The 25268-nt window shown below is 75.5% G+C and carries 30 protein-coding genes and 1 tRNA gene; 14 read left to right on the top strand and 17 right to left on the bottom strand.

Annotation, left to right across the window (positions count from 1 at the left end):
* Window positions 1-9 precede the first annotated feature (9 nt).
* Complete coding sequence (gene glnT / locus ACI79I_RS00685; protein WP_456990040.1) at window positions 10-1365, bottom strand: type III glutamate--ammonia ligase; 1356 nt, start codon at window positions 1363-1365, stop codon at window positions 10-12.
* 247 nt (window positions 1366-1612) lie between these two features.
* On the opposite strand from glnT, the gene ACI79I_RS00680 reads away from it, so the two are divergent.
* Window positions 1613-2443, top strand: a complete 831-nt coding sequence (locus ACI79I_RS00680; RefSeq protein WP_456990038.1) for a mycofactocin-coupled SDR family oxidoreductase — start codon at window positions 1613-1615, stop codon at window positions 2441-2443.
* Here the strand turns inward: ACI79I_RS00680 and ACI79I_RS00675 are convergent.
* On the bottom strand, window positions 2392-2841 hold the full coding sequence (locus ACI79I_RS00675) for a hypothetical protein (RefSeq protein WP_456990036.1): 450 nt from the start codon (window positions 2839-2841) through the stop codon (window positions 2392-2394). The two genes, ACI79I_RS00680 and ACI79I_RS00675, sit on opposite strands and share 52 nt — an antisense overlap.
* 184 nt (window positions 2842-3025) lie before the next feature.
* Here ACI79I_RS00675 and ACI79I_RS00670 point away from each other — a divergent pair, with 184 nt between their 5' ends.
* Genes ACI79I_RS00670 through ACI79I_RS00650 form a run of 5 tightly spaced genes read left to right on the top strand, consistent with a single transcriptional unit; the run spans window position 3026 to window position 7299 of the window.
* Window positions 3026-3640, top strand: coding sequence for a helix-turn-helix domain-containing protein (locus tag ACI79I_RS00670; RefSeq protein WP_456990034.1), 615 nt, complete (start codon window positions 3026-3028; stop codon window positions 3638-3640).
* Between the two features lie 57 nt (window positions 3641-3697).
* Window positions 3698-3889: a hypothetical protein gene (locus ACI79I_RS00665; protein WP_456990032.1), complete on the top strand. Its 192-nt coding sequence runs from the start codon at window positions 3698-3700 to the stop codon at window positions 3887-3889.
* 48 nt (window positions 3890-3937) lie between these two features.
* On the top strand, window positions 3938-5281 hold the full coding sequence (locus ACI79I_RS00660; protein WP_456990030.1) for an MFS transporter: 1344 nt from the start codon (window positions 3938-3940) through the stop codon (window positions 5279-5281).
* A gap of 48 nt (window positions 5282-5329) precedes the next feature.
* A complete protein-coding gene (locus ACI79I_RS00655) occupies window positions 5330-5914 on the top strand; it encodes a helix-turn-helix domain-containing protein (RefSeq protein WP_456990028.1) in 585 nt (194 codons plus the stop codon).
* Window positions 5911-7299 carry an MFS transporter gene (locus tag ACI79I_RS00650; RefSeq protein WP_456990026.1) on the top strand — a complete coding sequence of 463 codons (1389 nt, stop codon included), beginning with the start codon at window positions 5911-5913 and terminating at the stop codon, window positions 7297-7299. Before ACI79I_RS00655 ends, ACI79I_RS00650 begins: the two co-directional genes overlap by 4 nt.
* Here ACI79I_RS00650 and ACI79I_RS00645 read toward each other — a convergent pair.
* A complete protein-coding gene (locus tag ACI79I_RS00645; RefSeq protein ID WP_456990024.1) occupies window positions 7211-8587 on the bottom strand; it encodes an ammonium transporter in 1377 nt (458 codons plus the stop codon). The two genes, ACI79I_RS00650 and ACI79I_RS00645, sit on opposite strands and share 89 nt — an antisense overlap.
* A 145-nt stretch (window positions 8588-8732) precedes the next feature.
* Here ACI79I_RS00645 and ACI79I_RS00640 point away from each other — a divergent pair, with 145 nt between their 5' ends.
* Window positions 8733-9851 carry an NAD-dependent epimerase/dehydratase family protein gene (locus ACI79I_RS00640; protein WP_456990022.1) on the top strand — a complete coding sequence of 373 codons (1119 nt, stop codon included), beginning with the start codon at window positions 8733-8735 and terminating at the stop codon, window positions 9849-9851.
* Here the strand turns inward: ACI79I_RS00640 and ACI79I_RS00635 are convergent.
* A complete protein-coding gene (locus ACI79I_RS00635; protein WP_456990020.1) occupies window positions 9848-10480 on the bottom strand; it encodes a PaaI family thioesterase in 633 nt (210 codons plus the stop codon). The two genes, ACI79I_RS00640 and ACI79I_RS00635, sit on opposite strands and share 4 nt — an antisense overlap.
* 91 nt (window positions 10481-10571) lie before the next feature.
* A complete protein-coding gene (locus tag ACI79I_RS00630; RefSeq protein WP_456990018.1) occupies window positions 10572-11747 on the bottom strand; it encodes an acyl-CoA dehydrogenase family protein in 1176 nt (391 codons plus the stop codon).
* Between the two features lie 153 nt (window positions 11748-11900).
* Here ACI79I_RS00630 and ACI79I_RS00625 point away from each other — a divergent pair, with 153 nt between their 5' ends.
* Window positions 11901-12392, top strand: coding sequence for an STAS domain-containing protein (locus ACI79I_RS00625; protein WP_456990016.1), 492 nt, complete (start codon window positions 11901-11903; stop codon window positions 12390-12392).
* 19 nt (window positions 12393-12411) lie between these two features.
* Here ACI79I_RS00625 and ACI79I_RS00620 read toward each other — a convergent pair whose 3' ends face one another.
* Entirely contained in the window at window positions 12412-13269 is an 858-nt protein-coding gene (locus ACI79I_RS00620; protein ID WP_456990014.1) for an aldo/keto reductase, read from the bottom strand.
* Between the two features lie 119 nt (window positions 13270-13388).
* Here ACI79I_RS00620 and ACI79I_RS00615 point away from each other — a divergent pair, with 119 nt between their 5' ends.
* On the top strand, window positions 13389-13970 hold the full coding sequence (locus ACI79I_RS00615; RefSeq protein WP_456990012.1) for a histidine phosphatase family protein: 582 nt from the start codon (window positions 13389-13391) through the stop codon (window positions 13968-13970).
* Between the two features lie 220 nt (window positions 13971-14190).
* Here the strand turns inward: ACI79I_RS00615 and ACI79I_RS00610 are convergent, their stop codons facing one another.
* A complete protein-coding gene (locus tag ACI79I_RS00610) occupies window positions 14191-15252 on the bottom strand; it encodes an EAL domain-containing protein (protein ID WP_456990010.1) in 1062 nt (353 codons plus the stop codon).
* Window positions 15253-15389: 137 nt separating this feature from the next.
* Here ACI79I_RS00610 and ACI79I_RS00605 point away from each other — a divergent pair, with 137 nt between their 5' ends.
* Window positions 15390-16016: a TetR/AcrR family transcriptional regulator gene (locus ACI79I_RS00605; protein ID WP_456990008.1), complete on the top strand. Its 627-nt coding sequence runs from the start codon at window positions 15390-15392 to the stop codon at window positions 16014-16016.
* 1 nt (window position 16017) lies between these two features.
* Here the strand turns inward: ACI79I_RS00605 and ACI79I_RS00600 are convergent, their stop codons facing one another.
* Both ACI79I_RS00600 and ACI79I_RS00595 read right to left on the bottom strand, forming a co-directional pair.
* Window positions 16018-16515 carry a DUF427 domain-containing protein gene (locus tag ACI79I_RS00600; protein WP_456990006.1) on the bottom strand — a complete coding sequence of 166 codons (498 nt, stop codon included), beginning with the start codon at window positions 16513-16515 and terminating at the stop codon, window positions 16018-16020.
* A 1-nt stretch (window position 16516) separates the two neighbouring features.
* Window positions 16517-16747, bottom strand: coding sequence for a DUF3618 domain-containing protein (locus ACI79I_RS00595; protein ID WP_456990004.1), 231 nt, complete (start codon window positions 16745-16747; stop codon window positions 16517-16519).
* A gap of 148 nt (window positions 16748-16895) precedes the next feature.
* Between ACI79I_RS00595 and ACI79I_RS00590 the strand changes: the two genes are divergently transcribed.
* Both ACI79I_RS00590 and ACI79I_RS00585 read left to right on the top strand, forming a co-directional pair.
* Window positions 16896-16976: transfer RNA gene (locus ACI79I_RS00590), tRNA-Leu, on the top strand.
* Between the two features lie 583 nt (window positions 16977-17559).
* The gene (locus ACI79I_RS00585; protein ID WP_456990002.1) at window positions 17560-17751 is read left to right on the top strand and encodes a hypothetical protein; all 192 of its coding nucleotides are present in this window, start codon (window positions 17560-17562) and stop codon (window positions 17749-17751) included.
* Window positions 17752-17837: 86 nt separating this feature from the next.
* Here ACI79I_RS00585 and rdgB read toward each other — a convergent pair whose 3' ends face one another.
* On the bottom strand, window positions 17838-18449 hold the full coding sequence (gene rdgB, locus ACI79I_RS00580; RefSeq protein WP_456990000.1) for an RdgB/HAM1 family non-canonical purine NTP pyrophosphatase: 612 nt from the start codon (window positions 18447-18449) through the stop codon (window positions 17838-17840).
* The gene (gene rph / locus ACI79I_RS00575; protein WP_456989998.1) at window positions 18446-19195 is read right to left on the bottom strand and encodes a ribonuclease PH; all 750 of its coding nucleotides are present in this window, start codon (window positions 19193-19195) and stop codon (window positions 18446-18448) included. The genes rdgB and rph overlap by 4 nt, the downstream gene beginning before the upstream one ends.
* 59 nt (window positions 19196-19254) lie before the next feature.
* Between rph and ACI79I_RS00570 the strand changes: the two genes are divergently transcribed.
* A complete protein-coding gene (locus ACI79I_RS00570; protein WP_456989995.1) occupies window positions 19255-19659 on the top strand; it encodes a YjbQ family protein in 405 nt (134 codons plus the stop codon).
* A gap of 86 nt (window positions 19660-19745) precedes the next feature.
* Here the strand turns inward: ACI79I_RS00570 and ACI79I_RS00565 are convergent, their stop codons facing one another.
* The gene (locus ACI79I_RS00565; RefSeq protein ID WP_456989993.1) at window positions 19746-20459 is read right to left on the bottom strand and encodes an alpha/beta fold hydrolase; all 714 of its coding nucleotides are present in this window, start codon (window positions 20457-20459) and stop codon (window positions 19746-19748) included.
* A 217-nt stretch (window positions 20460-20676) separates the two neighbouring features.
* Here ACI79I_RS00565 and bcp point away from each other — a divergent pair, with 217 nt between their 5' ends.
* Complete coding sequence (gene bcp / locus ACI79I_RS00560) at window positions 20677-21165, top strand: thioredoxin-dependent thiol peroxidase (RefSeq protein ID WP_456989991.1); 489 nt, start codon at window positions 20677-20679, stop codon at window positions 21163-21165.
* A 32-nt stretch (window positions 21166-21197) separates the two neighbouring features.
* Here the strand turns inward: bcp and ACI79I_RS00555 are convergent, their stop codons facing one another.
* The 5 genes from ACI79I_RS00555 to ACI79I_RS00535 all read right to left on the bottom strand — a co-directional run bounded on the left by ACI79I_RS00555 (window position 21198) and on the right by ACI79I_RS00535 (window position 25126).
* Window positions 21198-21683, bottom strand: coding sequence for a DUF4262 domain-containing protein (locus ACI79I_RS00555; RefSeq protein ID WP_456989989.1), 486 nt, complete (start codon window positions 21681-21683; stop codon window positions 21198-21200).
* A 93-nt stretch (window positions 21684-21776) separates the two neighbouring features.
* Window positions 21777-22775 carry a DNA polymerase domain-containing protein gene (locus ACI79I_RS00550; RefSeq protein WP_456989987.1) on the bottom strand — a complete coding sequence of 333 codons (999 nt, stop codon included), beginning with the start codon at window positions 22773-22775 and terminating at the stop codon, window positions 21777-21779.
* A 93-nt stretch (window positions 22776-22868) separates the two neighbouring features.
* On the bottom strand, window positions 22869-23609 hold the full coding sequence (locus ACI79I_RS00545; RefSeq protein WP_456989985.1) for an MBL fold metallo-hydrolase: 741 nt from the start codon (window positions 23607-23609) through the stop codon (window positions 22869-22871).
* A gap of 240 nt (window positions 23610-23849) precedes the next feature.
* Window positions 23850-24800: a PLP-dependent cysteine synthase family protein gene (locus tag ACI79I_RS00540; RefSeq protein WP_456989983.1), complete on the bottom strand. Its 951-nt coding sequence runs from the start codon at window positions 24798-24800 to the stop codon at window positions 23850-23852.
* Window positions 24801-24847: 47 nt separating this feature from the next.
* A complete protein-coding gene (locus ACI79I_RS00535; protein ID WP_456948331.1) occupies window positions 24848-25126 on the bottom strand; it encodes a ubiquitin-like small modifier protein 1 in 279 nt (92 codons plus the stop codon).
* Window positions 25127-25268: the final 142 nt, after the last annotated feature.

The raw sequence follows: 25268 nt of genomic DNA, 5'->3' as shown, positions 1-25268 counted from the left end.
TGGGTCGGGTCAGAAGGCGGTCACGTAGCGGTCGACCTCCCAGGGGGTCACCTGCCCGTGCCACTCGAAGAACTCGTCGCGCTTGAGCCCGGCGAAGTAGCCGGCCACGCCCGGGCCCGCCACGTCGAGCGCGCCCGCGACGACCGGGTCGGCCTCCAGCGCCTCGACCGCGTGCAGCAGCGTCGGCGGCAGCACGGCGCTGCGGGTGGCGCCCGGGTCGCCGGGGTCCAGCCCGCGGCGGACGCCGTCCAGCCCGGCGGCGAGTGCGGCCGCGGCGGCCAGGTAGGGGTTGGCCGAGCCGTCACCGCCGCGCAGCTCGACGCGGTTGCCGTCGGGCACCCGCAGCAGGTGGGTGCGGTCGTTGCCGCCGTAGGTCGCCGTCCGCGGTGACCAGGTCGCGCCCGAGCGGGTGGAGCTCGCGCCGGTGCGCTTGTAGGAGTTGACCGTCGGGGCGAGCACCGCCTGGAGCCCGGCCGCGTGCTCGATCAGGCCCGCGACGAAGGAGTACGCCAGCGGCGAGAGCCCCAGGCCGCGCCGGTCCCCGGCCTCGGGGAAGGCCGGGACGCCGTCGCGCCACAACGACAGGTGCATGTGCAGCCCGCTGCCGGTGCGGTCGCTGAACGGCTTGGGCATGAAGGTCGCGGTCATCCCCCGCTGCTCGGCCAGCACCGACAGCAGGTACCGGAGGGTCACCACCCGGTCGGCGGTGGTGAGGGCGTCGGCGTAGGCGAAGTTCTGCTCGAACTGCCCGTTGCCGTCCTCGTGGTCGTTGGCGTAGTTGCCCCAGCCCAGGGAGTTGATCGCCCTGCTCACCTCGGTGAGGTGGTCGTACATGCGGGTCAGGCCACGGGCGTCGTAGCAGGGGCGCTCGGCGGTGTCCCTGGGGTCGGCCGGGCGCAGCGCGCCGTCCGGGCCGCGCTCGACGAGGAAGTACTCGACCTCGGCGCCGACCTTGAGCTCCAGACCGAGCGCGGCGGCGCGGGCCAGCTGCTCCCTGAGGATCACGCGGGGGGCGTACGGCCAGGGCCGCCCCTCGACGTGCGGGTCGCAGTGCACGATGGCCAGGCCCGGCCGGATGAACGGCACCGGCATGTAGGAGGACGGGTCGGGGACGGCCATGAGGTCGGGGTCCCTGGGCTCCTGGCCCATCGCGCCGACGGCGTAGCCGGCGAAGCCGACACCCTCGGTCTGCAGCTCCTCGACCGCCTCGACCGGCACCAGCTTGGCGCAGGGCTTGCCGGTGAGGTCCACGAACAGCGCCAGGACGAACTCGATGCCGTCGGCACGGGCGCGGGTGGCGAGGTCGAGGGCCGGCACGTCGACCGGCTCCGGCGGGGCCTCGGGGCGGGTGGCGGTGAGCGACACGGGAGCCTCCTGGCGTTGCGTCCACTGACGTGAACTGTTGTCGCATGGGAGTGAACCCGCGGCGGGTTTCACGACGGTTACCGCCACGGTGAGTTCGTGTTGCCCGCCGTCCCACCGCGGCGGGGAGCGCCGGGCCGCCGCGGTGGGACGGCCCCTCGTCGCCTCGTCGACCACACGCCGGGCGGTGGCCGATGACTCCCGGCGGCCGGGGCGGTCCAGACTGCAGGACACCATCGCGGGAGGACTCGTGGGACGGTTCGACGGCCGGGTCGCATTCATCACCGGGGCGGCGCGCGGGCAGGGCCGCAGCCACGCCCTCCGCCTGGCCGGCGAGGGCGCCGACGTCATCGCCGTCGACCTCTGTGCACCGATCGGCACCGTCGCCTACGACCTGGCCACGCCCGAGGACCTCGCCGAGACCGCACGGCAGGTGGAGCGGCTGGACCGGCGCGTGGTGACCGCGCAGGTCGACGTCCGGGACGCCGACGCCCTCCGGACGGCGGTGCGGGACGGCGTCTCCGAGCTCGGCCGGCTCGACGTCGTGCTCGCCAACGCCGGCATCGGCCTGATGTCCCCGGACGTGCCCGCCGCCGAGGCCTTCCGCGACCAGCTCGAGGTCAACCTCGCCGGCGTGTGGAACACCGTGCAGGCGGCCGCGCCCGTGCTGATCGAGCAGGGCCGAGGTGGCGCCGTCGTCCTCACCAGCTCGGCGTTCGGGCTGACCGGCCGCGGCGGTGACGGCTCCGGCGGCGGCGACGGCTACGTCGCCAGCAAGCACGGCGTGGTGGGGCTGATGCGCACGTGGGCCAACTGGCTGGCGCCGCACGGCATCCGGGTCACCTGCGTCAACCCGTCGGGGGTGGCGACACCGATGGTGCTCAACCCCGCGGTCGAGGCGCTCTTCGGCGGCAGCATCGACACCCCGGCCAAGCCGGTGGAGGACGTGGCCAACCTGCTCGACGTCACCCTCGTCCAGCCGGAGGACGTGAGCGCCGCCGTCGCCTTCCTCGCCTCCGACGAGGCCCGCTACATCACCGGCGTGGCGCTGCCGGTCGACGCCGGCATGCTCGCCCGCTGACGCCGGCGCAGCGCGGGCAGGAAGCCGCCCACCACCGCCGCGCGGACCAGCCCGTCGAGGGCGTAGGCCCACAGGGGCGAGCGGCCGCGCAGCACGACCGTCCGGTCCCCTGCCCCGAGCAGTGCCGGACCGACCGCGCACCAGGCGACCACGGCCACGAGCGCCCGCGCCGAGCGGATCCCCGCCGGGTGCGGGCGGCGCAGGGCCAGCGACCCGAGCACGACCGCGTGCACCCCGGCGACGAGGGACGGACCGGCCTGGACCCCGGTGCGCCCGCGCGCCCGCCGGACCAGTGGCAGCACCAGCGCCACCGGGTCGGCGGCCACGAACGCCGTCGCGATGCCCGTCTTCAGCCGGCGCTCCGGGTCCTCCCCGGCCGGCGTGCTCGCGCTCGTCATGCGGCCAGCATGGCGGCTGTGCAGGCCTTCCTCGCGCCGAGCGGACCCGCTGCGGGGACCCTCCGGCGCGGGACGGGCCCGCAGGGCACCCGTCGGCCGGGGTGTCCGCCGGACGGGTCAACTGTGCGTGACGTTCCGGTCAACCGGGGGTTCCCGACCTCTCACCGGACCTATGCTCGGCCGGGTGGAGGTCACCCCGGCCGGGGCGCACGACGAGGCACCCAGCGGCCATCTCGAGGACGTCATAGCCCTCCGCGTGCGCGAGTTCCGCCTGGCCAAGGGCATCTCGCTGGCCGAGCTGGCCCGGCTCACCGGCATGAGCAAGGCGATGCTGTCCAAGATCGAGAACGCCCAGACCTCCTGCAGCCTCTCCAGCCTGGCCCGCCTCGCCGACGCGCTCGCCGTGCCGGTGACCGCGCTCTTCCGGGGCCTCGACGCCGAGCGCGAGGCGGTGTTCACCCCCGCCGGACACGGCGCGCAGATCGTGCGGCGGGGCAGCAACGTCGGCCACCTCTACCAGCTGCTGGGGTCGCTGCGCGGCGAGCACAAGCGGCTGGAGCCGCTGCTGGTGACCCTCACCGAGGCCAGCGAGGTCTTCCCCCTGTTCCAGCACCCGGGCACCGAGTTCCTCTACGTGCTGGAGGGGGTCATGGTGTACGGGCACGGTGAGGCCCGGTACGAGATGCACGCCGGCGACTCCCTCGTCTTCGACGGGGAGGGTTGCCACGGGCCGGCCGAGCTGGTCGAGCTGCCGATCCGGTTCCTGACCGTCACCGGCTACGGGCACGTCACCGCATGATCGGCGACCCCGGTGGGCATCCCCCGATCCCATCGGAGACGCCCCCGGGAGGCCCCCGTGTCCACTCTGACCCGACGCCGCTGGCGCACCGCCGCGGCGGGGATCGCCATCGCCGCCGCCTCGTTCACCAGTGTCGCGTGCGGCAGTGACGTGGTCGACGACGACGTCCAGCAGAACGTGGAGGAGGGCGTCGACGACGCCGAGCAGGAGGTCGAGGACGCCACCGACGGCGAGGACAGCGACGGCTGACCTGCTCGCCCCGCGTGACCGGCGGTCGCGCGGGGTACGCGCGGCCCGATGAGCACCGACGCGACGACGACCTCGCTCACCCGGGCACAGCGCCTGGACCGGCTGCCGTTCACCCGCGAGCACGGCCGGCTGGTGGTCGGCTCCGGGCTCGGCTGGGCCCTGGACGCGATGGACGTCGGCCTCATCTCCTTCGTCATGGCCGCGCTCGCCGTCCAGTGGGAGCTCAGCGCGACCGAGCTGTCGTGGATCGGCTCGATCGGCTTCGTCGGGATGGCCCTGGGCGCCACCCTCGGCGGGCTGCTGGCCGACCGGATCGGCCGGCGGCAGGTCTTCGCGCTGACCCTGCTGGTGTTCGGGCTGGCCACCGGCGCGGCCGCGCTGGCGTGGTCGGTGGCGGCGCTGCTGGTGTTCCGGTTCCTCATCGGGCTGGGCCTGGGCGCCGAGCTGCCGGTCGCCTCCACGCTGGTCAGCGAGTACGCGCCGGCGAGGGTGCGCGGCCGGGTGGTGGTGCTGCTGGAGGCGTTCTGGGCGGTCGGCTGGCTGCTGGCGGCGCTGATCGGCTACCTCGTCGTCCCGCGCAGTGACGCCGGCTGGCGATGGGCGCTCGCTCTCGGCGCCGTCCCCGCGGTGTACGCCGTCGTCGTGCGCCGCGGACTGCCCGAGTCCGTGCGCTTCCTGGAGCTGCGCGGGCGGACCGACGAGGCCGAGGCGGCGGTGCGCCGCTTCGAGTCCGCCGCCGGCGTCGACCCGGTGCCGTCGGCACCCGCCGCACCCGCCACCCCTCCCGGCCCGGGAGCTCTGTGGGCCCGGGGCACCCGCGGTCGGACGGCGGCGCTGTGGACGGTGTGGTTCGGCATCAACTTCGCCTACTACGGCGCCTTCATCTGGCTGCCGACCCTGCTGGTGGCCTCCGGGTTCTCCCTGGTCCGGTCCTTCGGGTTCACGCTGCTCATCACCCTCGCGCAGCTGCCCGGCTACGCCGCCGCCGCGGTGCTCATCGAGCGCTGGGGACGGCGGCCGACGCTGGTCGTCTTCCTGGTCGGGTCGGCCATCGGCGCGGGGCTGTTCGCGATCGCCGACGGCGAGGCCGCCGTCCTGGTCACCGGCATGGTGCTGTCGTTCTTCAACCTCGGCGCGTGGGGCGCGGTCTACGCGGTCACGCCGGAGGTCTACCCCACCGCGCTGCGCGGCACCGGCGCCGGGGCGGCGGCCGGCTTCGGCCGGATCGCCTCCATCGCCGCTCCGCTGTGCGTGCCACCGCTGCTGGACGCCGGCGGCAACGGCCTGGTCTTCGGCACCTTCGCCGCCTTCTTCGCGGTCACCGCCCTGGCCTCGTGGGCGCTGCCCGAGCGACGGGGGCGGGCGCTGGAGGACACCACTCCCCGGGGTTGATGCAAAGGTACCTTTGCAAAGGCTCCTTTGCATAGTACCGTCGGGTGGGTGACCGGCGAGCTCCCACCGACCCCTGCCGTCGACGTCCGTGATCCGCGCACGCTCCGCGCGCTGGCCCACCCGTTGCGGGCCACCCTGCTCGGCCTGCTGCGCGCCGAGGGGCCGTCGACCGCCTCGAGGCTGGGCCAGCGCCTCGGGGAGAGCAGCGGCGCCACCAGCTACCACCTGCGGCAGCTGGCCTCGTTCGGCCTGGTCGAGGAGGTCCCCGGCGAGGGCACCGGCCGCGAGCGCTGGTGGCGGGCCCTGCACCGCAGCACCCGGTGGCACACCGAGGAGCTCGTCGACCAGCCCGGCGGCCGGGAGGTCGTCGACGAGCTCACCCACCGCTCGCTCAGCCAGCACCGCCGGCTGCTGGCCGCGCACGCCGAGCAGCGCGAGGAGCTGGACGAGGCCCAGCGGGACGACGCGTCGCTCAACGACTGGGCGCTGCGCCTCTCCCCCGCCCGCGCCCGCGCCCTCGCCGACGAGCTCAACGCCGTCCTCGAGCGGTGGCGGGCCGAGGAGGAGGAACCCGACCAGCCGCTGGTGCACGTGCTGGTCGACCTGTTCCGGCTGCGCGAGTACCCGGCGTGAGCAGGCCCCTGGGGGTCCGCTCCGCGACCCGGCGCTTCGTCGGGCTCACCGCGCTGCGCTGGCTGCCGATCGGGCTCAGCGCGCCGGTGACCGTGCTGCTGGCGTCCGCACGCGGCCTCTCCCCCGCCGACATCGGCGTCGTCGTGGCGGTCTACTCGGTGGTCACCCTGGCGTTGGAGCTGCCCACCGGCGGGCTGGCCGACGCGATCGGCCACCGGCCGGTCCTGCTCCTCTCCGGGGCGCTCACCGTGGCCGGCCTGCTGACGACGGTGGTCGCCGACGGCGTGGCGCTGTTCGCCCTGGCCTGGGCGCTCACGGGGATGGGACGCGCGCTGGACTCCGGGCCGCTGGAGGCCTGGTACGTCGACACCGCCCGGACCGCCGACCCGGCGGCCGACGTGACGCCGGGGTTGTCCCGGGCGGCCGCGGCCGACGGGGCCGGCCTGTGCCTGGGCGCGGTGCTCGGCGGCGTGCTGCCCCTGCTCGCCGAGCCGGGGAGCGGGGCGCTGACCGTGCCGCTGCTGGTCGCGGCGGCGCTGGCCGGGGTCTCGATGGTCGCCGTCGCGGTGCTCGTCGTCCCGGTGGGGGCTCCGCGGTCCGGCGGGACAGCGGCGCTGCGGGCCGCGCTGTGGGAGGTCCCAGCGGTCGTGCGGGACACCGCGTGTCTGGTGGTGCGCGACCGGCTGCTGCGGCGGCTGCTCGCCGTCTCGCTGCTGGTCGGCACCGTGCTCACGACCCTCGAACTGCTGGGCCCGCTGCACGTGGCCGAGCTCGTCGGCAGCAGCACGCAGGGGTCGGCCGTCTTCGGCGTCGTGATGGCCGTCTCGTACGCCGCGGCCGGGGTCGGCGCGCTGCTCGCCCCGGCGGTGCGCCGGGGCGCCCGCGGCTCGGTCGCCGCCGCCAGCGTCGGGCTGTCCGCGCTCGGCGCACTGGCCGTCGCCGCGGTGGCCGTCGCGGGGGACGTCGTCCTGACCGGACTGGCCTTCGCGCTCTTCCACCTCACCAACGCGGCGGCCTGGCCGTTGTGGAAGGACCTGCTGCACGGGCGGGTCGGCGCGGGACAGCGGTCGACGGCGCTGTCGGCCAGCTCGCTGGCGCTGATGGTCGGCGGGCTCGCCGGCAGCCTGCTGGTCACCCGACTGGCCGAGGCGGCGGGCGTCCCGGCCGGCTTCTGGGCGGCTGCGGGGGCGGCGCTGGTGATCGCGCTGGTGTCCCTGGGCCTGCGGGCCCCCGGCGATCGCGGGAGCGGAGTGGATCCGTGCGGGTCACCCGCACGGATCCACTCCGCGCGTGGGGTCAGCCGGCGGGGGTCTCCGTCCGCGGTCCGGCTCCGGCCCGCGGGGACGGCGCACCCGAGGCGGCGATCCGCTCGGCCGAGGCGATGACGCTCTCGGGCGACGTCGTCGCACCGGGGGTGTGCAGGCTGCCGTCGAGGTCGTAGGCGACCTCCGCGTGCTGGGCGACGTCGATGCCCCCCATCTCGGCTTCCTCGCCCACCCGCAGGCCGATCGTCTTCTGGATCGCCAGGGCGATGACCAGCGTGACGACGAAGGAGTAACCGATCACCGCGACCGCGGCCACCGCCTGCACGCCCAGCAGCTCGAAGCCGCCGCCGTGGAGGAGGCCGTCCCGGCCGCTGGGCGCCTCCGCCGAGCCGAACACGCCGACCAGCAGCGTGCCGACGATGCCGCCGACCAGGTGGACGCCGACCACGTCGAGCGCGTCGTCGTAGCCGAAGCGGTACTTCAGCGAGATGGCCAGCGGGCAGATGGCGCCGGCGATGGCGCCGACGGCGAGGGCGCCCATCGGCGTCACCGCGCCACAGGACGGGGTGATCGCGACCAGGCCGGCGATGGCGCCGGACATCCCGCCGAGGGTGGTGGCGTGGCCGTCGCGCAGCTTCTCGACCAGCAGCCAGGACAGGATCGCCGCACAGGTCGCGTTGAAGGTCGTCAGCACCACCACCGAGGCGCTGTTGCCCGCGGCGAGGGCGGAGCCGCCGTTGAAGCCGAACCAGCCGAACCACAGGATGCCCGCGCCCAGCGCCACCAGCGGGAGGTTGTTGGGGCGGGCCTGGCGCGGCCAGCCGGTGCGCTTGCCGATCACCAGGACGACGGCCAGCGCACCGATGCCGGCGTTGATGTGGACGGCGGTGCCGCCGGCGAAGTCGACGGCGGCCAGCCGGTTGGCGATCCAGCCGCCCACGACACTGCCGTCGGCGGAGTCGAACGCGAACACCCAGTGCGCGACCGGGAAGTAGACCAGCGCCGCCCAGAGCCCCGCGAACAGCAGCCACGGCCCGAAGCGGACCCGGTCGGCGACCGCGCCGGCGATGAGCGCCGTGGTGATGACGGCGAACAGCGCCTGGAAGACCGCGACGAGGGCGGGGGGCAGCGCCGCGGACTCGTCGCCGGCCACCAGCGACCCCAGCCCCGGGTACTCGGTGACGTCGCCGAGCAGCCCGGCGCCGCCGTAGGAGTCGCCGAAGACGGCGGAGAAGCCGAACAGCGTCCAGAGCACGCCGACGACGGCGACGGCTCCGAACACCATCATGACCATGTTGAGGATGCCGCGGGAGGACACCATGCCCCCGTAGAAGAGGGCCAGCCCGGGGATCATCAGGGCGACGGCCATCGTGGCGGCGAGGATGAATGCGGTGCTTCCGACGTCCATGCTGGACCTCTCGATCGTCTACTCGCGGTGTTCGCGGTTGCGCGCCAGTAGACGGTGTGCCGGTTACCGCCGGCGTCGTCGTCTGTGACGATCGGGTGACGCGCGGCCCCGGGTTCACCGGCCCGGATGCGGGTAGCGGCCCTGCATGGCTGAACTGTCCCGCGACCGCCTCCAGGGCCTGACGGTCGCCGTCACCGGCGCGAGCGGCAACGTCGGGACGGCGCTGCTGCGCCGGCTCACCGCCCCGACCAGCGGCGTGGCGCAGGTGCGCGGCCTGGCCCGTCGCCAGCCGCCCGACACCGCGCCCTACGACCGGGTCCAGTGGCACCTGGCCGACCTCGGGGAGACGCGCAGCGAGCACGAGCTCACCCGGTTCCTCGACGGCGTCGACGCCGTCGTCCACCTGGCCTGGGCGCTGCAGCCGGGCCGGGAGCCCGAGCGGCTGCACCGGGTGAACGTCGAGGGCACCCGCCGGGTCGCCCGCGCCGCGGCGGCCGCGGGGGTGCAGCACGTCGTCCACCTGTCCTCGCTGGGTGCCTACGCCGCCGGCGCCGCAGGACAGGAGGTGGCCGAGGACTGGCCGACCACGGGCATCCCCACGTCGCAGTACAGCCGGGACAAGTCCGAGGCCGAGCGGGTGGTCCGCGAGCTGATCGGCCGCCGTCCGGAGACCACGCTGACCGTCGTCCGCCCGACGCTGGTGCTGCAGCCGGAGGCCAGCAGCGAGATCGGCCGCTACTTCCTGGGCCCGCTGCTGTTCGGCGCGGCGCGGCTGCTGCCCGGGCAGGTCGCCAGGCTGCTCCCCCTCCCGCTGCCGTCGGTGCACGTGGGTTTCGTGCACGCCGACGACGTCGCCGACGCCCTCACCCGGATGCTGGACCGCCGCGCCGCCGGCCCGTTCAACCTGGCCGCCCAGCCGCTGATGGACGCCGACGGCATCGCCCGCGCCCTGGGCACCGTCCGCGTGCCGGTGCCGGCGTTCGTGCTCCGGGCGGCCCTCTCGGCCGCCTTCACCGCCCACCTCGTGCCGACCGAGCCCGGCTGGCTGGACCTCGGGACCCAGGCACCGGCCCTCGACACGACCCGGGCGCGCCGGCTCCTGGACTGGGCGCCGTTCCACAGCGGCGACGAGGTCCTGGCGCAGTTCGTGGCCGCGATGGGCCGCGGCGAGGGCGCTCCGGGTGCCCTCCTGGAGCCCGCCGGCGGCCCGGAGCGCGACCCGGGCGGTGACCCGGCCAACACCCCGGGCCCGCGGGCGGACTAGTCGCCGCGGGTGGTCCAGGCGCCGATCGGCCGGCTCATCGGCGCCGACACGCCGGCCGCCCGCTCCGGCCGTGGGGCGACGAACAGGCCCTCGGCCTCGGCGAGCACGGTGTCCGGGTCGTCCGCGGCGACCAGCCGTGCGGTGGCCGGGGTGCGCCGGCCGGAGGCCTGACCCGCCTCCGCCGACAGCAGCAGCGGGACGCCCAGCGGCACCGGCCGGCGGTACCGCACGGTCAGCGTGGCGGTCAGGCCGCCCCGGCCGGCAGCGCGCACGGCCCGGGCCAGGACGTGGTCGAGCAGGGTGGCGACGACCCCGCCGTGCACCAGGCCGGGCGGACCCTCGTGCGCCTTGCCCACGGTCACCCGGCCGGTGGCCCGGCCGTCGGGGGTGTCGGCCGCCTCCAGCGGCGGCGCCACCGGGCTGCCCGGGCCGTGGACCGGGCTGTACCAGCGCTCGCCGGCGTCCGGGTCGTCGACCCGGGCCACGTCGTGCAGCCCCCGGCTCTGCGACCGCAGACGGGCGGTGAGCTCGCGTGCCGCGGCCGCGACCGCGGCCAGCTCGTCGGAGGGCACCTCGGTGCGGACGGCGGCGTCGACGAGGTCCCGGAGCGCGGCGCCGAGCTCGCCCACGACCTCCCGCCGGTCGGCCCGGTCCTCCGCCGGCCCTCCTGCAGGGTCCCGCCGCGAGCCCGCGAACAGCGGGGGGCAGGAGGGCCCTCCCTCAACCACGGGGCATGCCGGCGTCGCGGAGCAGCCCGCCGCCGATGACCACCCGCTGGACCTCGCTGGTGCCCTCGTAGAGCCGGTAGAGGCGGGCGTCGCGGTAGAAGCGCTCGACCGGGGTGGTGCGCAGGTAGCCCAGGCCGCCGTGGACCTGCACCGCCCGGTCGACGGCGCGGCCGACCATCTCGGTGCAGAACAGCTTGGCCGACGACGGGCCGATCGAGGTGTCCTCGCCGGTGTCGTAGCGGGCGGCGACGTCGCGGACCAGGGCGCGGCCGGCGAGCAGCTCGGCGTGCATGTCGGCGAGCTGGGCCTGGACCAGCTGGAACCGGCCGATCGGCGCCCCGCCCTGCCGGGCGGTGGCCGCGTAGGCGACCGACTCGTCGAGCACCCGCTGGGCCATCCCGACGCACAGCGCGGCGATGTGCAGCCGGCCGCGGGAGAGCACGGTCAGCGCCTGGGCGTAGCCGCGGCCCTCCTCGCCGACCAGCGCGTCGGCGGGCACGCGGGCGTCGTCGAAGAAGACCTCCGCGGTCCAGGCGCCGGCCTGTCCCATCTTGCGGTCCTTGGGCCCGACGGTGACCCCGGGCGTCCTCGCGTCGACGACGAAGCTGGAGATGCCGCGCCCACCCCGCTGGTCCGGGTCGCTGCGGGCGAAGACGACGAACAGGTCGGCGACCGGCGCGTTGGTGATGTAGCGCTTGCTGCCGCTCAGCACCCACGCGTCGCCGTCCCGGCGGGCGGTGGTGCGCAGGCCGGCCGGGTCGGAGCCGGCCTCGGCCTCGGTCAGGGCGAAGGAGGCGATCAGCTCCCCCGACGCCAGCCGCGGCAGGTGGGCCTTCTTCTGCTCCTCGCTGCCGAACTTCGCGATGACCTGGCCGGCGATGCCGTTGTTGGTGCCGAACAGCGACCGGAACGCGGGCGTGGTGTAGCCGAACTCGACGGCCAGCTCGACGTCCTCGGCCATGGTGACGCCCAGGCCGCCGTACTCCTCGGGCAGCGCGTAGCCGAACAGGCCCATCTCGGCGGCGCGTGCGCGCAGCTCGTCGGGGATGCGGTCCTCGTCCTCGATCCGCTCCTCGAGCGGGATCACGACCTCCCGGACCAGCTGCCGGACGGCGTCCACGACCTGCCTGAAGTCCTCGGCGTCCACGACGGTCATGGTGCCGCGCACGGGGCCGGACCGCTCCGGCGGGTCGTGCGCGACACGCCAGAGCACAGCGCAGTCAGCTGACCACTGCGAGTTGTGGCGATCGGCGATCGGAACTAGCGTCGACGGCAGCTGCCCGAACCCGCAGGCGGCTCGCACCAACCTGCCGGAGTGCCCGTGCCGCACCTTCGAGTCGCGCTCGTCCCCGCCCCCGACCAGGTCGTCGTCCGGGTGACCGGCGACGCGGACACCTCCACCGTCGACCGGCTCACCACCGCCCTCCAGGAGGCGGCAGCCCTGGGCACGCACCGCGTGGTCGTGGACGTGGCCGGGGCGCGGTTCGCGGACCCCTCGGCCCTGCACGCCCTCACCGTCTTCACCGCTGTCCTGGCCCCGACCGGGCGCCAGTGCCGGGTCGTCGGGGCCCCCGCGGCGACCCGGCGGCTGGTGCGGTCCGCCGGGCTCGCCGACCGGCTGGAGCTCGACGGCCCGCTGGCCGGGGACGACCCGGTCCGGCCCACCCCGACGCCGGCCCCCGCGCCGGCGCCCGTGGGGGCCGCCCCGGCCGGCCGCGCGGTCACCGCCCGCCCGGTGCGGGCGGCGCGGCGGGCGGAGGACCGGCCGCGCCGACGCCGCCTCCGGCTGGGCAGCCTGCGCCGCTGGCGCTGACGGAGACCCGGCCCGCCGCTCAGGCGGCCAGCGCGTCCAGGCGGGCCATGTCCTCGTCGGAGAGGCGCAGCCGGGCGGCGCCGAGGTTCTCGGTGAGGTGCTCGACCGACCGGGTGCCCGGGATGGGCAGGACCGCCGGCGAGCTGTGCAGCAGCCAGGCCAGCGCCACCTGGGACGGCGTCGCGTCGAGCTCGCGGGCGATGTCGGCCACGGGGCTGTCGGGCGCGGCCAGGTCCCCGGTCGCGATGGGGAACCACGGGATGAAGCCGATCCCGTGCTCGGTGGCGTAGTCGAGGACGTCCCGGGACCCCCGGTCGGTCAGGTTGTAGAGGTTCTGCACCGTGACCACGTCGACGATCTCGCGGGCGGCCGCCAGCTCGGCCACCGAGACCTCCGAGACGCCGATGTGGCGGACCTTGCCCTCGTCCTGCAGCTCCTTGAAGGCGCCCAGCTGGTCGGCCAGCGGCACCTCCGGGTCGATGCGGTGCAGCTGGATGAGGTCGATCCGCTCGACCCGCAGGTGCCGCAGCGACAGCTCCACCTGCTGCTTGAGGTAGGCCGGGCGGCCGACCGGCGTCCAGATGCCGGGGCCCTGGCGGGTCAGCCCGGCCTTGGTCGCGACGACCAGCCCCTCCGGGTAGGGGTGCAGCGCCTCGGCGATGACCTGCTCGCTGACGAAGGGCCCGTAGGAGTCGGCGGTGTCGATGAAGTCGACGCCCTGCTCGACCGCCGAGCGGACGACGCGCAGGGCGCCCGCGCGGTCGACCGGCTCACCCCAGACGCCCGGCCCGGGCAGCTGCATCGCGCCGTACCCGAGACGGTGGACGGTCAGGTCTCCGCCGATGGCGAAGGTGTCAGTGGGCGCGACCGTGGTCATGGTCCCTCCGGGGAGTCGGCACACCCCACGGCGGACGCCGCGGGGCCACGGTGCGCGACAGCTGCCGCACCGGGGGTTGCTCTTCCAGGATGTGACCCGCCAGACAGTCAGGAGGCCCGATGGGCGAGATCGTCGTGCTCCGGCACGGGCAGACCGAGTGGAGCCTCAGCGGCCAGCACACCAGCGTCACGGACCTGCCCCTGCTGCCCGAGGGCGAGGAGCAGGCACGCCGGCTGGCGGGCACCTTCGGGGACCGGACCTTCTCCGCGGTGTGGGTCAGCCCGCGGCTGCGGGCCCGGCGGACCGCCGAGCTGGCCGGGCTCACCCCGACGGCCACCGACGAGGACCTCGTCGAGCTCGACTACGGCGGCTACGAGGGCCGGACGACGGCGGCGATCAGCGAGGAGCTGGGCCGGACGTGGTCGATCTGGGTCGACGGCACGATCGCCGGGGACACCCCCGGGGAGTCGCTGGCCGACGTCGGCGTGCGGGTGGACCGGGTGCTGGACCGGGCCCGGCCGCTGCTGGCCGACGGCGACGTGATGCTGGTCGCGCACGGGCACGTCCTGCGGATCCTCACCGCGCGCTGGCTCGGCCTGGAGCCGGCGGCCGGCGCGCTGTTCGCGCTGCCGGCCGGCTCCTACGGCGTCCTCGGCCACGAGCACAGCCGCCCGACCCTGACCGGCTGGGGCCTGCACTGACCGGCGCGCTCGTCATGCACCGTCGGCGGAGGCGTCTTCCGATGGTGTGACGACGGGAGCGACGGCACGCGGACGCGGCGCCCGCGGGCCAGGGCCCTTCGGACCCCTCGACACGCGCCGTCGTGCCCGCGCGCGGGCGGGCCGTGGCGCGCACGCTGCGGTCGTGGTCACACGAGGATCACCGGGCGGCCCCGGCGGTGCACGGAGCGGCCGGCCCTCCTCACGCCGAGCGGGGGGTGACCGGCCGGCCGAACAGCCAGCCCTGCCCGAGGTCGGCCCCGAGGTGCTCGACCTCCTCGGCGACCTGCTCGTCCTCGACCCCCTCGGCCACCACCAGCGCGCCGAGCCGGTGGGCCACGTCCACCACCGACCGCACCATCGTCCGGGCACCGTCGTCGGGCAGGGCCTGGACGAGCGCCTTGCCGAGCTTGACCACGTCCGGCCGGACGGCGGCCAGCAGCTCCCGGCTCGACCAGCCGGCCGCGACGTCGTCCAGGGCGACCCGCCAGCCCCGAGAGCGGTGGTGCTCGAGCACGGAGAACAGGTGCCCGCGGTCGGAGACGGCCCACACCTCGCCGACCTCGACCACCAGGCGCCCGGGGTCGATGCCGGCGTCCTCCAGCGCCTGCTCGGTGCCGGCCAGCGAGACCTCCGGCCGGTGGACCGAGGCCGGGTGGGAGTTGACGAACAGGTCGGCGTCCCCCAGCCAGGGCGCCGCACCGGCGATCGCCGTCTCGCGGCCGATGCGGTCCAGCCGGGGCAGCCAGCCGGCGGACTCCGCGACGAAGAACAGGTCCCCGCCGCCGACCTCCCGGCCGTCCACCAGGCCGCGCAGCAGCGCCTCGTGGGCGACGACCCGCCGGTCCCCCAGGCGCACGATGGGCTGGTAGGCCGACCACAGCTCGGCCTCGGCGAGCAGGCCGATGTCGGCGGTCACCCCGCGGCGGGCCAGCTCGACCGCCAGCGCGGGCGCGGTCAGCAGCCGGGCCGTGAGCGCCGTCTGCTCGGCCGGCGGATCAGTCACCACCCGCACGCCCTCGGCCTCCGCGGTGGTCAGCTCCCGGGCGAGCCGGCGGAAGAGCCGCTCGATTCCGCGCTCACCGTCCTCGTCGGTGAGGTCGAGGAGGTCCGGCGCCGCGGACACCGACAGACCAAGCCCTCGTGCGGTGCGGGCCACCTCCGCGAGCAGGTGCGCGTCCTCGGTCCCGAGGAGGACCCGGCTCGCGTGACCGGGGACGTGCCAGTACTCCCGGCGCCGGGCTCCGGGATGGGTGCTCGCCACCTCTGCAGGATGACCGAGCGCGTCCGGGTCGCCGCACAGGCGCGCTGTCCCCCGACCGGGGGGACGGAACGACACCCGCCACGCACACATCCCAGACCTGTCGGTCGTCGTCAACTTGAATGTCTAAGGTCAACTCCATGGTCGCTCTCCAGATGACTGACCCGCCGCGCTCCACCCGTGGCGGGCGCCCCCGTGACCCGAGCCGGGACGGGGTGATCCGGGCGGCCATCCTGCGGCTGCTCGCCGAGGTCGGGTACGGGGCGCTCACGATGGACGCCGTCGCGGCGGAGGCCGGGGTCGGGAAGGCCACGATCTACCGTCGCTGGCGGACCAAGCAGGACCTGGTCGTCGACACCATCTCCGACCTCAACCAGTTCATCGCCGCCCCGCCGGACACCGGCAGCATCGCGGGCGACCTCCGCGCGATGATGCACCTGGTGGCCGAGGCCACCGCGAGCCCCGCCGGGGCTGCCATCCGGTCCCTACTGCCCGCGATGCAGTACCAGCCGGCGCTGGTCGAGGCCTTCCGGAGCGGCCCGCTCGCCGTCTGGCGGGGGGCCTACGCGGAGATGTGGGCGCGCGCGGAGGCCCGCGGCGAGGTCCGCCCCGGCCTGGCCCAGTCGGTCACCGCCGAGGCGACGAGCGCACTGATCGTGCAGCGGTGGTTGCTCACCGGCGAGCCCGTGGACGACGACTACGTCGACCGCGTGCTCGAGGTGGTCGTCCTGCCGCTGATCGAGAACGCGCGGCCGACGGAGTCCTGACTCACCAGCCCAGCGTGCCCGGCTCCCCCTTGAAGGGGCCGACCACCTCGGCGGTGATCCAGCCGCCGTAGAAGCCACCGGGCTGGGGACGGACCGGCTCACCGTCGACCAGGGCCCGGTCGACGCGTCCCGGGTAGAAGGCGACGGCTCCGCGCAGGAGCGCGTACCGCGGGGCGGGTTCCTCGTACGACCAGCCGACGGCCGCCACCCGGCGGCCGTCGACGACGGCGTCCCAGTACGTGGCCGCGCCCTTCCACTCGCACCACGAGGCCCCGGCCCCGGGGAGCAGGACGCCGTCGGCGACGTCCGCGCGCGGGACGTAGTACACCGGCGGGTGACTGGTCTCGCACACGCGCACCGCCCGCTCGCTGGCGGCCAGCACCCGGCCGCCGAGCTCCACGACGACCCGCCGCCCGGTCACCTCGGCCGAGGGCGGGCGGGGGTAGCTCCAGACCGACTCCTGCCCCGGACCCACGGGGTCGGGGCGCGGGCGGGGCACGTCAGTCGTTGCGGTGCCGCACCTTCTGGACGACGACCAGGGTCATGAGCAGGCCGATCGCGCCCACCGTGGCCATGCCCGCCGGCGTCTGCAGGAACGACTGGACGGCGGCCTGCCCCTTGGCCTTCAGGCGCTGCGGACTGCTCCGGGCGACCAGCTGGTCCAGGGTGGCCGCGAGCGACTCACGGGCGGCGTCGATCTCCAGCTGGATCTGTCGAGGGTCGCGAGGCACGGCGACAGCCTGCCAGACGCCGCCCGAACCAGCGCGTTCCCCTCGACACGGGCACCCGCACGGGCGATCCGGGAACGGAAGGGCTCCGCGCCGCGACCTCCGGGACCCGGAGGTCCTCCGGCTGGCGCCTCTAGACTCGGCACCCCACGCGGGAGTGGTGTAACGGCAGCCACGCCAGACTTAGGATCTGGTGCCTTCGGGCGTGGGGGTTCGACTCCCCCCTCCCGCACACCGACGCCTGCCCTGCTCACCGGCCGACGCAGTCGATCTCGGCCGACGTCGCGAGCACCCCCGGATGAGCAGCGTGCGCTCGGCCAGCGGGATGAACTGGCAGGCGGGACGAGCCCGCGCTCGGGGTGCTGCCACCGCACGAGCGCCTCGACCCCGCACATGAGCAACCGGACGTGGACGTCCCTCCTCCGGGCACTCCGGCTCCGGGGCCGCCGCGACCGCGGGTAGTCGACGCACACCGCGACCGCCGGGCTCGTCGTCGTCCTCCTGGTGCTGACCGTCTTCTCGGTCACCGCCGCCGTGGCCAATGCCTCCGCGGCCGAGAAGGCCGGGCAGAGCGCCGCGGTCACCACGTGGTCGCAGGAGGCCGAGCGGTCCCCATGTCAGGTCCCCCACCGTCGGACACCCGCCTCGCGCAGGGTGCTCGGAGACCGGATCGGCCGGGCCGGTGGGCGGCCCGAGTGCGGGACGGCCCGCCCCCCCGTCGGGGGATCCCGCCCGGGCGACGCCTGTCCCCCGATCGGGTCCCCCGGCCGGGTCCGGGGCTCGGGGGCCGCCGGACTCGTGCCGACGTCCGGTGCGTGACCCTCCTGCGCCCCGATTCCCTCCGCCTGCCCCTCCCCTGGTCCGCGCGCCGCCGCGCCGCCGGTCCGCTCACCGGCCTGCTCGAGCGTGCCCGGACGGTGCTCAGCCCGGACGACCCCGGCGCCTGGGACCCGGAGGTGGACGGCGAGCTGCTCGACTGGCTGGGCTTCTCGCCGGCCGCCCGCTGAATCGCACCCGCCCGGACCGCGTCCTCCTCGGTGTGGCTCGTCGAGTGGGTGGCTCCCCGCGGTGAGCGGCGACCGGAGGGGCCGGCTCAGGCGCGGCCAAGGAGCTCGGCGACCAGCGGGACCAGCGCCGCGAAGGCCTGGCCTCGGTGACTGCGGGCGTCCTTCTCCTGCGGGGCCAGCTCGGCCGCGGTGACCTCGAGCCCCTCGGGGACGAACACCGGGTCGTAGCCGAAGCCGTTGGTGCCGCGCCCCTCCCGGATGACCCGCCCCCGCCAGGCCCGCTCCAGCACCCGCTCGGCCCCCTCGGGGGTCGCCACGGCCGCGGCGCAGACGAACGCCGCGCCCCGTCGCTCGTCGGGCACGTCGGCCAGCTGGCCGAGCAGCAGCGCGGTGTTGGCCCCGTCGTCCCCGTGCCGCCCCGACCAGCGGGCGCTGAGCACCCCCGGCATCCCGTTGAGCGCGTCGACGGTCAGCCCCGAGTCGTCGGCCACCGCGGGCAGCCCGGTGTAGCGCACCGCCTCCCGCGCCTTGAGCAGCGCGTTCTCGGCGAAGGTGGCGCCGGTCTCGGGCGCCTCCGGGTAGTCCTCGACGTCGCGCAGGCCGACCACGGTCACCCCGGGGACGGCGGACTCCAGCAACCGCTGCAGTTCGGCCAGCTTGCCCGGGTTCCGGGTGGCCAGCAGCAGCCGGGTGCTCATCGGGTGGTGCCCTGCAGCGCCGCGGTCTGGATGCGGGTCAGCTCGGCGCAGCCGGCCACGGCGAGGTCGAGCAGCGCGTCGAGGGCCGTCCGGTCGAACACGCCGTTCTCGGCGGTCCCCTGCACCTCGACGAAGCTCCCGCCCCCGGTGCAGACCACGTTCATGTCGGTGCCGGCCCGCACGTCCTCCTCGTAGGCGAGGTCCAGCCGCGGCTGCCCGTCGATGACGCCGACGCTGACCGCCGCCACCGACTGCACGATGGCGTCCTTCTTCGCCAGCTTCCTGCGGTCGCCCAGCCACGAGACGGCGTCGGCCAGCGCGACGTAGGCGCCGGTGATCGCCGCGGTCCGCGTGCCGCCGTCGGCCTGCAGGACGTCGCAGTCGATCGCGATGCTGTTCTCCCCCAGGGCGGCCAGGTCGATCGAGGCCCGCAGCGAGCGCCCGACCAGCCTGCTGATCTCGTGGGTGCGGCCGCCGATGCGCCCCTTCACCGACTCCCGGTCGCTGCGGGTGTGGGTGGCGCGCGGCAGCATCGAGTACTCCGCGGTGACCCAGCCCAGGCCCGACCCCTTGCGCCAGCGCGGGACCCCCTCGGTCACGCTCGCCGCGCACAGCACCCGGGTGCGCCCGAACTCGACGAGGACCGAGCCCTCGGCGTGGTCGAGCCAGTTGCGGGTGATCGTCACGGGGCGGAGCTGGTCGGCCGCCCGGCCGTCGGGTCGGGTCTTCCCCGGTGTCGCCGTCACGTGCTCCGACAGTAGTGCGCCGCGGGCGGGCGCTCTCCCGGCCCGGCAGGATCACCGGCATGCGATCGGAGCTGCGAGCGGTCCGGACCGGCGGGATGCCGGCCGTCGTCGACCTCACCGACGAGTGCGCCGAGTTCGTGCGGACCGAGGCCGACGGCCTGCTGCACGTGTTCGTGCCCCACGCGACGGCGGGGGTGGCGGTCATCGAGACCGGCTCCGGCAGCGAGCAGGACCTGCTGGCCCAGCTCGACGAGCTGCTCCCCCGCGACGACCGCTGGCGGCACCGGCACGGCAGCCCCGGCCACGGCCGCGACCACGTGCTGCCGGCGTTCGTCCCGCCGCACGCCAGCGTGCCGGTGCTGGAGGGCCGGATGCAGCTGGGCACCTGGCAGCGGATCTGCCTGGTCGACACCAACAGCGACAACCCGCAGCGGCACGTGCGGCTGTCCTTCCTCGCCGGCTGACCGTGCGCGCGGCCGGGCCCGGTCCTCGCGACCGGACCCCGGCCCCTGGCACCCGTCCCGGTCCTGGCCCCGGTCCAGGCCCGGGTTCAGGCCTCCAGGAAGTCGACCAGCGGCTTGGTCGCCGACAGCCAGGGCGAGTGGTCGACGTCGAGCTCGAGGACCTCCTCGCACGGGCTGGCCTCGACCATCCGGCGCTGCAGGGCCGGCGGGATGGCCCGGTCGGCGGTGCAGAGGACGTACCGCCGGGGGATGTCGGCCGCGACCGGGTCGAGCGTCACCGGGGTGATGAACGGGAGCACCGGCTGGGGGCCGAGGTGCTGCAGCGCCCAGCTCGCCTGCTCCTCGGTGCAGTTCCCGTAGAAGACCTCGCGGGCCGCGTCCCGGGACATCTCCGCGACGGGCGGCTCGCCGCGCACGGTCATGTTGCTCTGCACGCCGTCCCCGGCGCCCTCGGGCAGCTCGGTGAGCGCCTTGAGGCTCTCCCCGTCGCGCGGCAGGAAAGCGGCCACGTACACCAGCCGGCTGACCTGCTGCGGGCACCGGGACGCCGCCTGGGTGATGACCACCCCGCCCATGCTGTGGCCGACCAGCACGGCCGGCTCCGGTGCCGCCGTCAGCGCCTCGCACACCCGCTCGGCGTAGGCGTCGAGGGTCACCTGCTCCACGGGCGTGCGGTCGGCGCCGGCCCCGGGCAGGTCGACCGCCACGACCTCGTGCCCGCGCTGCCGCAGCCCGGCAGCCACCGGCTCCCAGCACCAGGCGCCGCCGAACGCTCCGTGCACCAGCACGAACCGGGTCATGTCGGATCTCCTCCAGAGGCTGCGGGGACCGAGGGGTGCGCAGTGGTCGCCCACGCGCGCCCCACCGGGCGGGCACTCTAGACGACGACGGGACGCGCGGCCCGTCCCCGGCCCGCCGCGCGGACCTGCGGCGACGACCATCCGACGGCCCGGTGGCCCGGTGCGTCCGGGGACTTCCCCGTGGAGAGGCGTCGCCCGCACAGGGCAGGATGACGGGGTGACCGACACCGACGTTGCGCCCGTCCGCCTGGCCCCCGGGGACCCGGCGCCGGAGTTCACGCTGCCCGACGCCGACGGCAACCCGGTGTCCCTGGCCGACCACCGGGGACGCCGGGTGATCGTCTACTGCTACCCCGCCGCGCTGACCCCGGGCTGCACCACCCAGGCGGTCGACTTCACCGCCGCCGCCGGGGAGCTGGCCGAGGCCGGGCTGGACATCATCGGCATCTCGCCGGACCCCGCGGACAAGCTGCTGCGCTTCCGCGAGAAGGAGGGCCTGGGCATCACCCTGGTCTCCGACGTGGGCAAGCAGGTGCTCAAGGCCTACGGCGCGTACGGGCCGCGCAAGCTCTACGGCAAGGAGGTCATCGGCGTGATCCGGTCGACCTTCGTCGTCGACGCCGAGGGCCGCATCGAGAAGGCCGCCTACAACGTCAAGGCCACCGGGCACGTGGCCAAGCTGCGCCGCGACCTCGGCCTGGCCTGAGCCGCGACCGGCGCCGGTCGGACCGGAGCCGCTCACGCCCGCCACCTGCCGGGCCGGGGCTGGCAGGCGGGGCCGCAGGGGTGCCCGGGCTCCCACGGGTACGTGCCGTCCCCGTGCGGCCAGGTGAGCTGGTAGGCGGGGACCGAGTACTCCGGCGGACGCCGGTAGAAGCGGTTGGCGGAGAACAGCACCTCGCCGGGGTTGGGGCACACCTCGGCGTACAGGCGCCCCGCCCACCCGGCGCAGGACACGAACTCGCCGGGGACGAGGTCACGCCCCCCGGTCACCAGCCCGGCGACCTCGTCGAGCAGGCCGTGCGTGTCGTCCGGGCCGAGACCCGCCAGCACCACCTCGGGGTGGCCGAGCCCGAACAGGCCGATGGTGTAGCCGAAGGCCGGCTCGTCCGGCTCATCCCCCGCACCGACGTACTGGACCGCCCAGCGGCGGCTGCGGATGACCGCGGCGAGGTGGGCGTCCTCCTGGTCGAGCCAGGCGGTGGTCTGCGGATCGATCGTCATGCCGGCAGCGTGCGACGCCGGCCGGTGTCCCTGCGGGCCGCGGCGGGTCCGGCTGTGGACGGCGGCCCCGACTGTGGAGGGACCGCGGAACCGTCAGTGCCCGTCCTCCGCGCGACGGGCCCGCGCCCGCCGCCGGCCCTCGTGCATCGCCTGGACGCGGGCGACCGGGATGGTGTGCCCCTCGGCGACCAGGTCGGCCGGGAGCTCCTGCGGCTCGGGCAGCAGCTCGGCCCACCGGTCGCCGTCCCCCAGCCGCTCCGCGGCCGTCCGCACGGTGAACTCGCCGGGGCCGACCGACGGCAGGTCCTCCCACGCCACCGGGGCCGACACCGGCAGGCCGGGCCGGATGCGCGGGCTGTAGGCCGCCACGATCGTCGAGGAGTAGGACCGCGTCGAGTCCAGGAAGACCCGGTCGTGGCGGTCGGCCTTGATGTAGGCCGTGGTCGCCAGCTCGGGGTCCAGCCGTTCGGCGCGCACCGCCAGCGCCCGGGTCGCCGCCGCGGCGTCGTCCGCCCGCGCGCCCCGCACCGGGACGACGACGTGCACCCCCTTCGAGCCGCTGGTCTTGACCGCGCCGGCCAGCCCCGAGTCGGCCAGGGCCCGGCGCACCAGCTCGGCGGCGCGCACCACGACGTCGAACTCCGCGCCCTCGGGCGGGTCGAGGTCGAGCACGATGCCGGTCGGCTCGACCTCGTCGGCCCGGATGAAGGGCACGTGGAACTCCACCGCCCGCTGGTTGGCCAGCCACAGCAGCGTCCGCCGGTCGTCGCAGAGCACCTGGTGCACCTCGCGGTGCGCGCCGGCGGACCAGACGGCGACCGTCCGCACCCACTCCGGCGCGCCCTTGGCCACGTTGCGCTGCATGAAGGGCTCCTGGCCCGGGCGGACCCGCTTCACCGACAGCGGCCGCCCGGCCAGCTGCGGCACCAGGCGGTCGGCGAACGCGTCGAGGTGGTCGACGAGGTCGCCCTTGGTGACCTCCAGCCCGTCGCCCAGCGGTGCGTCCAGGCTGGTCAGTCGCACGCCGTCCCGTTCGTCGTCCACCACCCGGCCCACCGTGCCCGCCGTCGGTGACGCGGGCAAGCGGGACACGACCGGGACCTGCGGCGTCCTCCCCCACCGTCTGCCGTGCGGCAGGACACGCTCCGATCGGGTCACCTGGTCGGAGCCGCCGGCCCGCGGCACCTAGACGTCGTAGGTGGCGCCCGGGACCACCAGCTCGGCGGCCGGGAAGACCTCCCGCGCCGACGCCAGCTGGGCCTCGCGGTCGACCCACGCGGGGACGTGGGTCAGCAGCAGCCGGCCCACCCCCGCAGCGGCGGCGTGCTCCCCCGCCTCCCGGCCGGTGAGGTGCAGCGCCGGCGGGAGGTCCGGGACGTCGGGGTGGGCGGCCTCGGCGAGCAGGACGTCGGCACCGCGGGCGAGGTCGACGACGGCCGTGCTGGCGCCGGTGTCCCCGGTGTAGACCAGCGACCGGCCATCGGCGGTGAGCCGGATCGCGTAGCACTCCACCGGGTGCGCGGTGCGGGCCAGCGCGGCCTCGAACGGCCCCAGCTCCAGGTCGCCCGCGCCGACCGGCACGAAGTCGAAGACGTCGGTGAGGCCCTCGCCGTCCGAGTCGTAGGCCAGCGCGAGCCGGCGCTCGGCACCGACCGGGGCGTACATCGGCACCAGCTGCCGCGAGGACCGGCCCGAGTAGCGGTGCCAGACGACGAAGGGGGCCACGTCCAGGCAGTGGTCGGCGTGCAGGTGGGAGAGGAACACCGCGTCGACCGTGGCCGGGTCGGCCAGCGCCTGCAGCGCGCCGAAGGACCCGTTGCCGAGGTCGAGGAGCAGCCGGAAGCCGTCGTGCTCGACGAGGTAGCACGACGCAGGGGACTCCGGCCCGGGCCCGCTGCCCGAGCAGCCGATGATCGTGAGCCTCACGCAGCCGCCCTCAACACGCAGGTCAGGCTAGCGGGCGCCGCCGCGAGACGCGGCTCACGCCCGGAGCAGGACTCGGCTCGGGCGCGGAGCAGGACCCGGCTCGGGCGCGGAGCAGGACCCGGCTCGGGCGGTAGAGCAGGCCCCGGCTCGGGCGCGGAGCAGGACCCGGCTCGGGCGCAGAGCAGGACCCGGCTCGGGCGGTGGAGCGGGAGCCGGCTCAGTGGCAGAGCCAGATCCGGCTCAGGCCCACAGCTGGCCCTCCAGCGCGGAGGTCGCCTCCTCGAGGGTGCCGGCGTAGGCGCCGGTCGAGAGGTACTTCCAGCCGCCGTCGCAGACGATGAAGACGATGTCGGCCTTGCGCCCGGCCGCCACCTCCTTGTCGGCGATGCCCAGCGCCGCGTGCAGGATCGCGCCGGTGGAGATCCCGGCGAAGATGCCCTCCTGCTCGACCAGCTGACGGGTCCGGCGGACGGCGTCCTGCGGCCCGACGCTGAACCGGGAGTCCAGCAGGGTCGGGTCGTAGAGCTCGGGGACGAACCCCTCGTCGATGTTGCGCAGGCCGTACACCAGCTCGCCGTAGCGCGGCTCGGCGGCGATGACCCGCACCTCGGGCTTCTTCTCCCGCAGGAAGCGGGAGACCCCCATCAGCGTGCCGGTGGTGCCCAGGCCGGCGACGAAGTGGGTGATGGAGGGCAGGTCGGTGAGGATCTCCGGGCCGGTGCCGGTGTAGTGCGCTTCGGCGTTGGCCGGGTTGCCGTACTGGTAGAGCATCACCCAGTCGTCGTGCTCGGCGGCCAGCCCCTTGGCGACGGCGACGGCCTGGTTGGAGCCGCCGGCCGCCGGGGAGCTGATGATCTGCGCGCCGTACATCTCCAGCAGCTGCCGCCGCTCGATGGAGGTGTTCTCCGGCATCACGCAGATGAGCCGGTAGCCGCGCTGCCGGGCCACCATCGCCAGCGAGATCCCGGTGTTCCCGCTGGTGGGCTCCAGGATGGTGTCGCCCGGCCTGAGCTTCCCCTCCTTCTCGGCCGCCTCGATCATCGAGATGGCCGCGCGGTCCTTGATCGAGCCGGTGGGGTTGTGGTCCTCGAGCTTGGCCCACAGCCGGACGTCAGGGGACGGCGACAGGTTCGGCAGCCCCACCAGCGGGGTGTTGCCGAGCGAGTCGACGAGGGAGGCGAAGCGGGCCATGGGGGTGCTCTTCCGGGAGGCGGGTGGGCGGGGGCCGAGCGGAGCGCTCAGCAGCCGCCCGCGACCGCCGGGAGGATCGTCACCGAGTCGCCGTCCTTGACCTGGGTGTCGAGGGCGCCGGTGAAGCGGACGTCCTCGTCGTTGACGTAGACGTTGACGAACCGGTGCAGCTTGCCCTCCTCGGTGACGAGGCGGTTCTTGAGACCCGGGTGCCTGGCGTCGAGGTCGTCGACGAGAGCGGCCAGGGTGTCCCCGTTGCCCTCGACGGTCTTGTTGCCGCCCGTGTGGGTGCGCAGGATGGTCGGGATCCGGACCTCGATGGCCATGGCGTGCTGATCTCCTCGGTGTGTGGGGGTGGCGGGCCCGCTGCCGGCAGCGGGCCGTGCGTCTGGACGGGCAACGCCCGGTCGCCGCGGGGCATTCCTGGGGGCGGCCCCTGCGGCCCTCCTGCAGGGGCCCGCCGCGAGC

This window comes from Geodermatophilus sp. SYSU D01105 (assembly GCF_054050095.1).
Note: the sequence above shows the minus strand (reverse complement) of the source record. Positions and strands in the feature narration are given on the sequence as shown.

Bases quoted from the DNA above. Each gene is read 5' to 3' on its own strand.
- ACI79I_RS00620 (WP_456990014.1), bottom strand. From the start codon at position 13,269: ATGACCACGGTCGCGCCCACTGACACCTTCGCCATCGGCGGAGACCTG.
- ACI79I_RS00555 (WP_456989989.1), bottom strand. From the start codon at position 21,683: ATGACGATCGATCCGCAGACCACCGCCTGGCTCGACCAGGAGGACGCC.
- ACI79I_RS00640 (WP_456990022.1), top strand. From the start codon at position 8,733: ATGGCTGAACTGTCCCGCGACCGCCTCCAGGGCCTGACGGTCGCCGTC.
- ACI79I_RS00675 (WP_456990036.1), bottom strand. From the start codon at position 2,841: ATGACGAGCGCGAGCACGCCGGCCGGGGAGGACCCGGAGCGCCGGCTG.
- rdgB (WP_456990000.1), bottom strand. From the start codon at position 18,449: ATGAGCACCCGGCTGCTGCTGGCCACCCGGAACCCGGGCAAGCTGGCC.
- ACI79I_RS00605 (WP_456990008.1), top strand. From the start codon at position 15,390: ATGGTCGCTCTCCAGATGACTGACCCGCCGCGCTCCACCCGTGGCGGG.
- ACI79I_RS00535 (WP_456948331.1), bottom strand. From the start codon at position 25,126: ATGGCCATCGAGGTCCGGATCCCGACCATCCTGCGCACCCACACGGGC.
- ACI79I_RS00660 (WP_456990030.1), top strand. From the start codon at position 3,938: ATGAGCACCGACGCGACGACGACCTCGCTCACCCGGGCACAGCGCCTG.
- ACI79I_RS00615 (WP_456990012.1), top strand. From the start codon at position 13,389: ATGGGCGAGATCGTCGTGCTCCGGCACGGGCAGACCGAGTGGAGCCTC.
- ACI79I_RS00570 (WP_456989995.1), top strand. From the start codon at position 19,255: ATGCGATCGGAGCTGCGAGCGGTCCGGACCGGCGGGATGCCGGCCGTC.
- ACI79I_RS00540 (WP_456989983.1), bottom strand. From the start codon at position 24,800: ATGGCCCGCTTCGCCTCCCTCGTCGACTCGCTCGGCAACACCCCGCTG.
- ACI79I_RS00565 (WP_456989993.1), bottom strand. From the start codon at position 20,459: ATGACCCGGTTCGTGCTGGTGCACGGAGCGTTCGGCGGCGCCTGGTGC.
- ACI79I_RS00645 (WP_456990024.1), bottom strand. From the start codon at position 8,587: ATGGACGTCGGAAGCACCGCATTCATCCTCGCCGCCACGATGGCCGTC.